General features: G+C 69.9%; 1 protein-coding gene. It reads right to left on the bottom strand.

Going from position 1 to position 648, the window contains the following annotated elements:
* Positions 1-648 (bottom strand): hypothetical protein (locus tag ACLQ2U_RS32180; RefSeq protein ID WP_425754642.1); only part of this gene is annotated, 648 nt, incomplete at both ends.

Below are 648 nucleotides of genomic sequence, written 5' to 3'. Positions count from 1 at the left end.
CCAGAGGTCGGGGGTGCCGTCGGTGTTGATGTCGGCGGCGCGCAGGGTGCGGCTTGCGCCGGTGTTCCAGTTCGTCGAGAGGGCGTACGGGGTGTAGGTGAGCTGGCCGGTGTCCGGGTTGAGGGTGAGGTCGGTCCAGAGGTGCAGGGCGCCGGTGGTGGGGTTCCAGAGGAACATCGCGGTGCCGCCGATGAGCTGGGCGGTGGCGATGGTCCAGTTGTTCCAGTCGGTGCCGCCGGTCGGGGTGGTTGCGGTGGTGCGGATGACGCCGTAGTAACCGCCGGTCGTGAAGAAGTTGGGGTAGTAGGTGAGGTGGTGGTCGCCGGTGGTGGTGTCGCGGCTGATGCCGATCAGGTCGGGAATGGTGGAGCCCTGCCGGCGGGTGTCGCCGGCGTTGGCTACCTGCAGCGGCGAGTCGTTGAGCTCGTCGCGGAGCTGGCCGGGGTCGATGCTGACCTGGTTGCCGTCGCGTTGGGCCTGGATGACCGAGCCGTCGCCGTTGGCGCGGAGGACGCCGCCGCCGCCGGGGTTGACGCCGCCGGGGTAGTAGACGAGCACGTCCTGCAGGCCGGTGCCGCTGAACCGACCGGTCAGCACCTGCGCTCCGTTGAAGTCGGCGGGGACGTTGTTGCCGGTGACGCCGTTGCC

The sequence above is a fragment of the Micromonospora sp. DT47 genome (assembly GCF_049844475.1).
GTDB lineage: Bacteria > Actinomycetota > Actinomycetes > Mycobacteriales > Micromonosporaceae > Micromonospora.
The sequence above is the reverse complement of the archived record's forward strand: the minus strand, read 5'-3'. Positions and strand labels throughout refer to the sequence as shown.